Source organism: Chryseobacterium flavum (assembly GCF_003385595.1).
In the GTDB taxonomy this organism is placed as follows: domain Bacteria; phylum Bacteroidota; class Bacteroidia; order Flavobacteriales; family Weeksellaceae; genus Chryseobacterium; species Chryseobacterium flavum.
Genome location: NZ_QNUE01000002.1, coordinates 25135 through 36029 on the forward strand (window position 1 = coordinate 25135; position 10895 = coordinate 36029).

Here is a 10895-nt window from a genome sequence, read left to right on the forward strand (position 1 = left end):
TTAAGAGACCGGCGAAATTTTGTATCTTTAGCTGTAAAGTATTGAATTATGAAATTTGAAAACAATAAATCCGGGAATGGGGGAGTTCTTACGCTTAACAACGAAATTAAAGAAGTTGGAAGACTTACCTACACTGTTTTCCCTGAAGATCAGAAACTGATTATTTCTTTTGTTTTGGTACATCCTGAATTTGAAGGCAGAGGTGTGGGAAAATTTTTAGTTGAAGAAGCTATCAGATTTGCAAGAGAAAATGACTGGAAAGTATACCCCCACTGTTCCTATGCCAGATCAGTAATGATGCGTATGAATGATGTGGATGATATTTTTTTAAAGCATTAAAACATCCTTTACCAGAATCTCTTCGATGTCATCCGGATAATCTACTTTTAAATGATGTTCAGAAGTCACCCACTCCATGATTTCCTGCAACCGTAATACTTTAGAATTCCGGATCCCCATTTTATCTAAGGCGCAAGCATTGCATTCCTGTTCATACTGGTTATGAATAGGGATGACAAATAATTTTTTATCCATGAACAATGCTTCAGCCGGGGTCTCAAATCCTGCATTGCATAAAATTCCTTCACACCCCTCAAAATATTTGAGATACTGGCTTTCATCAATAGGAAATACTTCAACGTTTTTTACTTTTACCTGTACTTTAGTATATTTTGAAAAGACCTTCCATTCTACCGGAACTTTTCTTAATATCTTAATAAGATTCTCATCTGCAAAGCTGGGAAGATAAACAAGATAATATCCTTTTTTGTATGGATTTAAGTTTCTGATTTTTTTCCTTATGACCGGTTTCTTGATTTGTGGATGATAATTCTCAAAATGAAACCCAATTTTTCTGTCACCAGGCACATAATACTTTAGAATCATTTCTCCCAAAAAGTCTCTTTTTTCGGGTTTGGGAGTTTCAGGAAAACTCATTGATGCCTGATGGCTCAATTCTATTAGTGGAAGCTGTTTTAGTTTAGAGGCCCAGCCCGTTAAAGGTTCATAATCATTAATAATAAGATCATATCCTGAAAGGTCCATCTCTCTTATTGTTTTTATGGCATCCAGAAACTTATTTTCAGTAAATGTTTTCCGATAGGATAAACCTCCTGTTTTGTTATAAAGAAGGGAAATACCCCTGTATTGAAAATTAATGTCAAAATCAGCCTTTAATTGCGACTGATGGCCGCTGATTAATGTATCAACTTCAGCATATTTTTTAAGTAAAGGAATAATTTCCTGTGCCCTCGCAATATGCCCGTTTCCTGTACCCTGAAAAGCATATAAAATCTTCATTAAGTAAAATTAGTTACAATTTTCAGAAGTGCAGAATTGTCCATTTCCTGAATTTCTTCCATTTCATCATCTTTCAGCAGATGTTTATGTTCATCATAATAAAAGATAGTCCATTCTTTATTATCATATTCCAGAGCAGATAAATTTTCAATCCAATCTCCTGAATTCAGATAAGTACATTCACCCTTCTTATTGATTACCTTACGAATCTGCGGTTGGTGAATATGCCCGCAAACCACATAATCATAATGATTGTCTATTGCTAATTCAGAAGCTGTCAGTTCGAAATCTCCGATATATTTCACTGCTTTTTTCACATTGTTTTTGATTTTTTTTGAAAATGAATATTTTTCTTTACCCATTTTTTCCAAAAACCAATTTACAATATTATTGATAATAATCAGAAGGTCATATCCCTTTCCTCCAAGTTTTGCAATCCATTTAGAATGTTGTACGGAGGCATCGAAAACATCACCATGAAATATCCAGGTTTTCTTTTGATCGATAGTTAAGCAGATTTTATTACAGACTTTAAGTTTTCCTAATTCAAAATCGGTAAACTTTCTAAACATTTCATCATGATTGCCTGTAATGTAGTAAACATCTGTGTTTTTGGTAGCGAATGAAAGGATCTTTCTGATTACCTTCAAATGAGGTTTAGGGAAGTAAGACTTTTTGAACTGCCAGATATCAATAATATCACCATTCAAAACCAACGTTTTAGGCTGGATAGAATTAAGGTATCTCAATAGCTCTTTAGCCTTACATCCATAAGTTCCCAAATGAACATCCGATATAACAACTAATTCAACGTTTCTTTTCATCCGTATATTTTACAGCTTTTTATTTGGCCGTATGGAACGCCTCAATATTTATAAAAACAGACAGCGTTTCATAATTTTATACAAAGAAACTAATTGAAAATTAACTATATATGAATGCTATATTATTTTTTATAAAGAGTTCATTAACTCTTCTGTAATTTCCATATTGTGATAAACATTCTGAACATCATCATCTTCCTCAAAACGTTCAAGCATTTTCATGTTTGCCTTGAACTGTTCTTCAGTTACCTCTTTTGTATTGTTCGGAATTCTTTGCAGTTCCGCACTTTTAGCTTCAATACCTAATTCATCCAATTTATGAGACAGCGACCCGAAATCCTCAAAAGCTGTTGTAATCATTACTTCTTCTTCATCTTTTTCTACATCTTCTGCACCACCATCAATCATTTCCATTTCGAAATCGTCCCAATCCATTTTTATCTGAGCTAAATCAATAGTAAAAATTCCTTTTCTATCAAAGATAAATGCAAGCTCGCCATTTTTCCCGAGATTACCGTCAAATTTATTGAAAACGGCTCTTACATTGGCTACGGTTCTTGTAGTATTATTTGTGGTACATTCTACAAAAAAGGCAACACCTCCCTGCCCATATCCTTCGTAAGTAACTTCTTCATAATTCTCAGCATCTGCTCCACTGGCCTTTTTAATTGCTCTTTCTACATTATCTTTAGGCATGTTTGCCCCTTTCGCATTCTGGATACATCTTCTTAGAGCCGGATTAGATTCCGGATCCGGACCACCAGCCTTTACAGCTAATGCGATGTCTTTACCAATTTTAGAGAATGTTTTGGCCATTTTATCCCATCTGGCCATTTTAGAAGCTTTTCTATATTCAAATGCTCTTCCCATTTTATTTTTTAAATTTTCAACAAAATTAATTAAAAGTCAACAAAAAAAAAATACCTCCAAAAAATTGGAGGTATTCATTATTTAGAAAAATTAATTATTTTCTTTTTTTAACTACTTTTTTAGCAGGAGCTTTCTTACCTCCTTTTTTAGTAGCTTTTTTTGCTGGAGTAATATCAGATTTTTGATATTTGTTCCATTCACTGTCATCACCAATGTATCTAACAGTTACTTTTCTATCAGCTTGTCTTTCAGCATCAGATGCAGACTCAGCAACTTTAGCATTTTGCTCTCCTATACCGATTGATTTTAATACGTTAGTATCTACACCTCTCGCATCTAGAGCAGCAACTACAGCAGCAGCTCTTTCTTTAGATAATTTCAAGTTGTAAGCATCACTTCCTTTTTTGTCAGTCTCTCCAACTAATAGGAATCTACCTCCATCTTTCTTAATGATTTCAGAAGCAGTATCTAAAGCTCCTTTAGATTCAGATCTGATTGTAGCTTTGTTGAAATCAAAGTATACACTCTTAAGATTCTTCTCAACATCAATAGCTGTTACTTCTTTTGGTTTAGGACATCCGTTGTATTCTGGAAGACCTGGAACAGTAGGACAAGCATCATCTTTGTCTAAGATACCGTCATTATCTGTATCTGGCCAAGGACAACCATTGTTTTCAGCAGGACCTGCTACAGTAGGACAAGCATCATCTTTGTCGATTACACCGTCACCGTCTGTATCTGGCCAAGGACAACCGTTGTTTTCAACTGGACCAGCTACATCTGGACATTGATCGTCTTTATCTGGAACTCCGTCACCGTCTGTATCAGGACATCCCTGGAATTCTGGTAAACCTGGAGTATCTGGACAAAGGTCATCTTTATCTAGGATACCATCTTTATCTCTATCTCTGTTTCCGAATCTGAATAAGATAGATGCAGAAGCTTGCCAGAAGTTAGCAACAGTAGATTTATCACCTGGAGTTGATACATAATCACCCTGGATTCCAAGACCGAAGTTCTTAGTTACCCAGAAGTTAGCACCAGCACCTGTAGCTACAGTAAAGTGGTTTGCTTTACCATTCTCGTTTCCATCTTTTCCGTTTGAAACAGTTTCAATTGGGTTACCGTTAGCATCTACACTTGTTCTTGGGAAAGAAAGTGCAGTATAGTCATGTCTTAAGTAGTTAGCACCAACTCTTAAATATGGATCAAACCAAGATTCTTCGTTCCATAAAAGACCAGCTCCGTGAGCCTGGAAACCTAGACCTGTCATTAGGAAAAATTCTTTCCCCATGTTGAATCTTTTATTTTCAACATTTCCAACAGAAGTTTGCCAGTCAATAACTAAACCTTTTCCAACGTTTCTAGCAACTGTTAACTTAGATAATGGAGGTGTAATAGAGAAGTTGTTCATATTGAACATACTCTTCGTTAAATTTTTAGCAGAGAACGTATTACCGAAAGTACTTCTTGCTGCTACGTGGTTTTCAGCATGAGCACCAACTCCGATCAACCACGGATTGTTGGTAGTCTGTGCGAAAACAGTAGAGGCAACAGTAAGCGCCAATGCTGAAATTCCTAATTTTAGATTTTTCATAGAATTAAATGATTAAATAATTGATAATGCAAAATAAATATAATTTTTCTTTATACACAAAGTTTTTCAAATGATTTTTAACTTTTCTTTAATATTCTGTCCAGGTTCCGCTTATTTTCTCTATCTTTTATAGCGTCTCTTTTATCAAAGAGTTTTTTCCCCCTTCCAAGCGCTATTAAGACCTTTGCTTTACCCTTATCAGTGATATATAACTTTAGTGGAATAATTGTATTCCCTGCATCCTTTAACTTTTTTTCAAGTTTCTGCAATTCTTTTTTGTGCAACAGCAATTTCCGTTCCCTTTTTGTTTTATGATTGTAAAAAGTACCTAATTTATACTCATCAATCATCATATTAATGATATATAATTCCCCATCAATAAACTGACAGAAGGATTCTGCTATAGATGCTTTAGAAGAACGCAAAGATTTTATTTCTGTCCCCGTTAAAACCATTCCTGCTTCATACTCTTCAAGAATTTCATACTCAAAACGGGCTCTCCTATTTAATATATTAACTGTTTTTTCAATCTTCATCATTTTAAATTTCGTTAATGAAATATATAAAAAATACCATACATTTAAAAACTTGACTATTATAATATTACAGAATACCCAAATTCTTTTCGTATTTTTGCGCCAAATTTACAAAACTATATGTTAACAGTATCTAACTTATCTTTACAATTCGGGAAAAGAGTTCTTTTTGACGAGGTAAATATTATGTTTACCAAAGGAAACTGCTACGGAATCATCGGAGCAAACGGTGCGGGAAAGTCTACATTCCTTAAAATATTAACAGGAAAGCAGGATCCGACAACTGGAAATGTATCTCTGGAGCCAGGAAAAAGAATGTCAGTTTTGGAGCAGGATCACTTTGCTTATGATCAGTATACTGTTCTTGAAGCTGTTTTGAGAGGAAACAAGAAATTATTTGAGATAAAAGAGGAAATGGATGCGTTATACGCAAAAGAAGATTTCTCTGATGAAGATGGTATCAAAGCCGGTGAACTTGGTGTAATCTATGATGAAATGGGTGGATGGACTGCAGAATCTGATGCACAGACCATGCTTTCAAATGTAGGGATTACAGAAGATATGCACTGGCAGTTAATGGGAGAACTTGAGAATAAGGACAAAGTAAAAGTTCTTTTAGCTCAGGCTCTGTTTGGTAATCCTGATGTGTTAATCCTGGATGAGCCTACCAATGACCTTGATATTGATACGATCTCATGGCTGGAAGATTTCCTTGCTGATTATGAAAATACAGTAATTGTAGTTTCTCACGACCGTCACTTCCTTGATACGGTTTGTACCCATATCGGGGATCTGGATTATTCTAAACTTAATCTGTATACAGGTAACTACTCTTTCTGGTATCAGGCATCTCAGTTAGCAACAAGACAGAGAGCCCAGGCTAATAAAAAAGCTGAAGAAAAGAAAAAAGAACTTCAGGATTTCATTGCAAGATTTAGTTCAAACGTTGCTAAAGCTAAACAGGCTACAGCAAGAAAGAAAATGATTGACAAACTTAATATTGATGATATTAAACCTTCATCAAGAAGATATCCGGCCATCATTTTTGAAATGGAAAGAGAAGCTGGGGATCAGATTTTAGATGTTAAAGGACTTGAAAAGACCAAAGACGGAGAATTATTATTCTCAAACATTGATCTGAATCTTAAAAAAGGAGATAAAGTGGCTGTGCTTTCTAGAAACTCTCTTGCAATTACAGAGTTTTTTGAAATTTTGGCAGGAAACGCAGAAGCTGATAAAGGAACATTTGCCTGGGGAGTTACTACAACCCAATCTCATATGCCTTTGGATAATACAAATTTCTTCCAGGAAGATCAAAGCCTGGTTGACTGGTTACGACAATTTACAAAAAATGATGAAGAACGTCACGAAGAATTTGTAAGAGGATTCTTAGGAAGAATGCTTTTCTCGGGAGATGAAGCATTAAAATCTTGTAAAGTGCTTTCAGGAGGAGAAAAGATGAGATGTATGTTCAGCAGAATGATGCTACAGAAAGCAAATGTACTTTTATTAGATGAGCCAACCAACCACTTAGACCTTGAAAGTATTACAACCCTGAACAATTCCTTATCTAACTTCAAAGGAAACATTTTACTGGCATCCCATGACCACGAAATGCTTCAGACAGTTTGTAACAGGATTATTGAACTGACTCCGAAAGGAATCATTGACAGAGAAATGACCTATGATGAATACCTTGCTGATAAAAAGGTAAAAGAATTAAGAGAACAGATGTATTCTTAATCAGACAGCATAGTTATAATTATAAAAATACCTCAAAGCAAATTCTTTGAGGTATTTTTGTTTAAACAATAAATAAATAATTATTTCGTGAGTTTTGAGGCAGGAAGAGAAACCGTTCCGGGATCTTTCCACAATCCGTCCTTCTCTGCTCTTTTCTTAATTGCCTGAGCTCTTTTTTCACTATCCGGATGGGAATTAAACATTTTCTCAAAACCAGTCTGAGTACTTCCCTGTGAAAGCAGCGCTAATTTTTTAAAAGCCGTATATGCTCCTACTACGTCATATTTGTTTGCTTTCATAAAATCATAGGAATAAGTATCCGCTTCAGATTCCTGCTTTTTACTGTGGGATGCATCCAGGAAAGCATTAGCCATTTTTCCAACCTGGCTGTCATTAAGAGCCGCTACTGTGGAAGAAGCAGAAGAAGCAGCATCCAGCGCAGCTGCCTTCATGTATGCAGATTTCATAGCGTCTTTTGTATCCTGATTTTTAACGTGACCTATTTCATGACCAATTACCGCCAGCAATTCATTATCTGTCATGATATCCATTAAAGATGAAAATACTCTTACGCTTCCATCTGCGCAGGCAAATGCATTGATGTCTTTTACTTTATAGACTTTATAGTTCAGGTTCAGCCCGTCCTGAGATTTGTGCTTTCCAAATAACTTGTTCAGCCTGACTGTATAAGGGTCTTTTGGTCCTGCTACAGGATTGTTTTTATCCATCCAATCTACAGATTCTTTAGATAATTTAATTGCATCCCCGTTAGTAAATGTTAAAGCTTTTGCACCATTGGAAACAATTCCGGCAGCTTTGCCAAGATTAATTTTCTGTGCATTGATGGAATATGAAGTCCCTACTAATAAAATAAGACATAAAGTAATTTTTTTCATAGTCATTTAATTTGGAGCACGAAGATAACCATTTTTTAACAATTATTAAGTCAAAACTTCATTCTCTATCTCTTCACAATGCTATTTTTTTTCCTTATTTTTGTGAAATGAGTCAAAAATGGATTTATAAGCCCGAACCCGATGAGGAAGTTGTGGACAGACTAAGTTCGTCACTTGGTTTTGGTACTTTTGAATCTAAACTCCTCGTTCTAAGGGGAATTGACAATTATCAAAAGGCCAGAGAATTTTTTAAACCAAACCTTAACGATATACACAATCCTTTTTTAATGGCAGATATGCAAAAAGCTGTAGAGCGTATTGCTACCGCTATTGAAAATGGAGAAAAAATATTGGTATATGGTGATTATGATGTAGACGGAACTACAGCAGTTGCCCTGATGTATCTTTATCTCAGCAAAATTGTAGAAAAGAAATATCTGGATTACTATATTCCTGACCGAAACTCCGAAGGGTATGGAATTTCCACTGAAGGAATTGATTTTGCCAAGGAAAACGGATTCTCATTAATCATTGCCCTCGATTGTGGAATCAAGGCAATAGATATGGTAAAATATGCTGAAAACCTCGGAATAGATTTTATCATCTGCGACCACCACCTTCCCGGTGAGGAAATTCCTGTCGCAGCAGCTGTACTTGATCCTAAAAGAAGCGACTGCCGATATCCCTTCAAAGAACTTTCAGGATGTGGTGTTGGTTTTAAGTTATGCCAGGGATTAAATACCATCTATAAACTCCCGGAAGCCGAATTATTTGAACTTACTGATCTTCTGGCAATTTCAATTGCAGCCGATATTGTTTCCATGACAGGAGAGAACAGAGTATTGGCAAAAATGGGGCTAAAGACTCTGAGAAAGACCAGAAACCTGGGTTTAAGATTACTGATCCCGGAAGATAAGCTTTCCCATTTTGAAATTTCAAATATTGTTTTTGAAATTGCCCCTAAAATTAATGCTGCCGGAAGGATTTCACATGGGAAAGCCGCTGTTGAGCTTATGGTTTCGGATAATCTCAAACATGCAAACCAGATTGTGAATGACATCATGAACCTTAATGATGAAAGGCGTGAACTGGATATGAATTCTACCCTTTCTGCTCTGAATCAAATTATTGAGTCTCAGCAGGAAACCAAATATACTACAATTGTTTATCATCCTGAATGGAATAAGGGAGTTATTGGGATCGTTGCATCCAGACTTATTGAAACGTATTATAAGCCTACCCTTGTTTTCACCGATGGAAACAATGGAGAAATGGTAGCTTCTGCGAGATCTGTTTCTGATTTTGATGTACATGAAGCCCTGGACATGTGCTCTGAATATTTTTTGAAATTCGGAGGGCATCATGCTGCGGCAGGGCTATCCATGGAAAAAGAAAAGTTTGATGCATTCAAAGAAAAGTTTGAAAGGATAGTTTCCGAGAAAATCCAGGAACACCAAAAGGAACCTTCCATCACCATAGATTCTGAGATTAAAATTGATGAGATCAACCGTGAATTCATTAATTTTCATCGAAAGCTGGCTCCTTTCGGACCCCATAACATGAAGCCTATTTTTACACTTACCAACCAGAAACTTTCGGGATATGTAAAAACAATGGGAAAAGATAACAATCATCTGAAGTTTTATATAAAACAGGAATCCACAGGGCGTAATATTGAATGTGTCGGCTTTAAATTAGGACAATTTGCAGAAGATTTTAAAAATAAAAATTTTGATCTTGCTTTTACGCTGGAAGAAAATCACTGGAAGGGAAATGTAACCCATTATCTGAATATAAAAGATGTAAAGTTCAGGGATTAGGAGTTATCAATAATCGAAAACCCGAAATATTAAAAGTGTTCATGCAGTAATTAAAAGCTTCAAGTTCCTAAGTACCAATTCCTCTGATTTAATCTTTAAAAAATGAAAAAAATCGGTTTATTTTTCGGATCATTCAATCCAATACATATCGGACATCTTATTTTAGCCAATTATATCTTAGAGAATTCCGATATGGATGAATTATGGTTTGTGGTCAGTCCTCAAAACCCTTTTAAGGATAAAAAATCTTTACTAAAGGATCATAACAGACTGGATATGGTACAGCTGGCAGTGAAAAATTACCCCAATATGAGAGCGTCCAATGTTGAGTTCTCTCTTCCGAAACCGAGTTACACTATTGACACTCTTACCTATCTGCACGAAAAATATCCTGATTATTCTTTCAGCCTCATTATGGGAGAAGATAACCTTGATAGTCTTCATAAATGGAAAAATTCTGATATCCTGATCAAAAATCATCATATTATTGTTTATCCAAGAGTTTTTGAGGGTGAGAAAAAAGATTCCGAATATCTTCAACATGAAAATATTTCTCTTATAAAAGCTCCTGTGATAGAGCTTTCAGCTACAGAAATCCGTAATATGATTAAAAACGGTAAAAATGTAAGGCCTATGCTTCCCCCTGAAGTATTTGAGTATTTGGACGGAAGCAGTTTTTATAAGTAATTTTGTACAGAATTAAAGCTGAAGCAGGGACAATAGACTTGTACTTTCTTCAAACTTATAATAATAGAACATGAACTTCATCGAAAAATTTTTCACAAAATACCCGCAGGATAAGGTAATTAAATGGTTTAAACAAATCTGTGTAGCAGAAGCTATTACCTGTTTTTTGCTTTACGGGGTTGCTATGATCTGGAAAAGATACGATGATGAAGGGCTTCTTCCAACTATTTTTATCATTATTGTAGGCAATATCCACGGATTGTTTTTTTCTCTTTATCTGTTATTTTGCATCCCGGTCAGAAAAATTTTTAAATGGGATGATGAAGATTTTGTATTTGCTTTACTAGCGGCATTTTTTCCTTTTGCCACCATTTGGGTAGATAAAAAATTAGCTCGTTTCGATAGAGAATAATTTATTTTTTTCACATTTTTTAAATTTTATTGTAACAAAACTAGGGTTATAGTTGTCTTATTATGTAGAAAAATCAATTTACTTATTTTTTTAATTTAATTTTTACACCCTAAAAACCAATAAGTTATAAATTGAATTAATTATTTTTAAGTACTTTGTATTGCATGATACTAAATTTATTATATATCTTTGTAATGTTAAATAATTATTC

The 10895-nt window shown here is 35.0% G+C and carries 11 protein-coding genes; 5 read left to right on the plus strand and 6 right to left on the minus strand.

Annotation, left to right across the window (positions count from 1 at the left end; all coding sequences use genetic code 11):
• The first annotated feature begins 48 nt into the window (after positions 1 to 48).
• Positions 49 to 339, plus strand: coding sequence for a GNAT family N-acetyltransferase (locus DRF59_RS02180; RefSeq protein ID WP_115956678.1), 291 nt, complete (start codon positions 49 to 51; stop codon positions 337 to 339).
• On the opposite strand, the gene DRF59_RS02185 is transcribed toward DRF59_RS02180, so the two are convergent.
• The 5 genes from DRF59_RS02185 to smpB all read right to left on the minus strand — a co-directional run bounded on the left by DRF59_RS02185 (position 328) and on the right by smpB (position 5126).
• Entirely contained in the window at positions 328 to 1299 is a 972-nt protein-coding gene (locus DRF59_RS02185; RefSeq protein ID WP_115956679.1) for a glycosyltransferase family protein, read from the minus strand. The genes DRF59_RS02180 and DRF59_RS02185 overlap by 12 nt on opposite strands.
• Positions 1299 to 2123, minus strand: coding sequence for a UDP-2,3-diacylglucosamine diphosphatase (locus tag DRF59_RS02190; RefSeq protein WP_115956680.1), 825 nt, complete (start codon positions 2121 to 2123; stop codon positions 1299 to 1301). The genes DRF59_RS02185 and DRF59_RS02190 overlap by 1 nt, the downstream gene beginning before the upstream one ends.
• 129 nt (positions 2124 to 2252) lie before the next feature.
• Positions 2253 to 2993: a YebC/PmpR family DNA-binding transcriptional regulator gene (locus DRF59_RS02195; protein WP_115956681.1), complete on the minus strand. Its 741-nt coding sequence runs from the start codon at positions 2991 to 2993 to the stop codon at positions 2253 to 2255.
• A gap of 94 nt (positions 2994 to 3087) precedes the next feature.
• On the minus strand, positions 3088 to 4590 hold the full coding sequence (locus DRF59_RS02200; RefSeq protein WP_115956682.1) for an OmpA family protein: 1503 nt from the start codon (positions 4588 to 4590) through the stop codon (positions 3088 to 3090).
• A 77-nt stretch (positions 4591 to 4667) separates the two neighbouring features.
• Positions 4668 to 5126: an SsrA-binding protein SmpB gene (smpB, locus tag DRF59_RS02205; protein WP_115956997.1), complete on the minus strand. Its 459-nt coding sequence runs from the start codon at positions 5124 to 5126 to the stop codon at positions 4668 to 4670.
• 120 nt (positions 5127 to 5246) lie between these two features.
• On the opposite strand from smpB, the gene DRF59_RS02210 reads away from it, so the two are divergent.
• The gene (locus tag DRF59_RS02210) at positions 5247 to 6869 is read left to right on the plus strand and encodes an ABC-F family ATP-binding cassette domain-containing protein (RefSeq protein ID WP_115956683.1); all 1623 of its coding nucleotides are present in this window, start codon (positions 5247 to 5249) and stop codon (positions 6867 to 6869) included.
• A gap of 80 nt (positions 6870 to 6949) precedes the next feature.
• Here the strand turns inward: DRF59_RS02210 and DRF59_RS02215 are convergent, their stop codons facing one another.
• Positions 6950 to 7765, minus strand: coding sequence for a M48 family metallopeptidase (locus tag DRF59_RS02215; RefSeq protein WP_115956999.1), 816 nt, complete (start codon positions 7763 to 7765; stop codon positions 6950 to 6952).
• A gap of 107 nt (positions 7766 to 7872) precedes the next feature.
• On the opposite strand from DRF59_RS02215, the gene recJ reads away from it, so the two are divergent.
• The 3 genes from recJ to DRF59_RS02230 all read left to right on the plus strand — a co-directional run bounded on the left by recJ (position 7873) and on the right by DRF59_RS02230 (position 10684).
• The gene (gene recJ, locus DRF59_RS02220; RefSeq protein ID WP_115956684.1) at positions 7873 to 9585 is read left to right on the plus strand and encodes a single-stranded-DNA-specific exonuclease RecJ; all 1713 of its coding nucleotides are present in this window, start codon (positions 7873 to 7875) and stop codon (positions 9583 to 9585) included.
• 102 nt (positions 9586 to 9687) lie between these two features.
• Positions 9688 to 10272 carry a nicotinate (nicotinamide) nucleotide adenylyltransferase gene (nadD, locus tag DRF59_RS02225; protein WP_115956685.1) on the plus strand — a complete coding sequence of 195 codons (585 nt, stop codon included), beginning with the start codon at positions 9688 to 9690 and terminating at the stop codon, positions 10270 to 10272.
• Between the two features lie 70 nt (positions 10273 to 10342).
• Complete coding sequence (locus DRF59_RS02230; protein WP_115956686.1) at positions 10343 to 10684, plus strand: DUF3817 domain-containing protein; 342 nt, start codon at positions 10343 to 10345, stop codon at positions 10682 to 10684.
• Positions 10685 to 10895 lie beyond the last annotated feature (211 nt).

Bases quoted from the DNA above. Each gene is read 5' to 3' on its own strand.
- DRF59_RS02180 (WP_115956678.1), top strand. From the start codon at position 49: ATGAAATTTGAAAACAATAAATCCGGGAATGGGGGAGTTCTTACGCTT.
- DRF59_RS02185 (WP_115956679.1), bottom strand. From the start codon at position 1,299: ATGAAGATTTTATATGCTTTTCAGGGTACAGGAAACGGGCATATTGCG.
- DRF59_RS02190 (WP_115956680.1), bottom strand. From the start codon at position 2,123: ATGAAAAGAAACGTTGAATTAGTTGTTATATCGGATGTTCATTTGGGA.
- DRF59_RS02195 (WP_115956681.1), bottom strand. From the start codon at position 2,993: ATGGGAAGAGCATTTGAATATAGAAAAGCTTCTAAAATGGCCAGATGG.
- DRF59_RS02200 (WP_115956682.1), bottom strand. From the start codon at position 4,590: ATGAAAAATCTAAAATTAGGAATTTCAGCATTGGCGCTTACTGTTGCC.
- smpB (WP_115956997.1), bottom strand. From the start codon at position 5,126: ATGAAGATTGAAAAAACAGTTAATATATTAAATAGGAGAGCCCGTTTT.
- DRF59_RS02210 (WP_115956683.1), top strand. From the start codon at position 5,247: ATGTTAACAGTATCTAACTTATCTTTACAATTCGGGAAAAGAGTTCTT.
- DRF59_RS02215 (WP_115956999.1), bottom strand. From the start codon at position 7,765: ATGAAAAAAATTACTTTATGTCTTATTTTATTAGTAGGGACTTCATAT.
- recJ (WP_115956684.1), top strand. From the start codon at position 7,873: ATGAGTCAAAAATGGATTTATAAGCCCGAACCCGATGAGGAAGTTGTG.
- nadD (WP_115956685.1), top strand. From the start codon at position 9,688: ATGAAAAAAATCGGTTTATTTTTCGGATCATTCAATCCAATACATATC.
- DRF59_RS02230 (WP_115956686.1), top strand. From the start codon at position 10,343: ATGAACTTCATCGAAAAATTTTTCACAAAATACCCGCAGGATAAGGTA.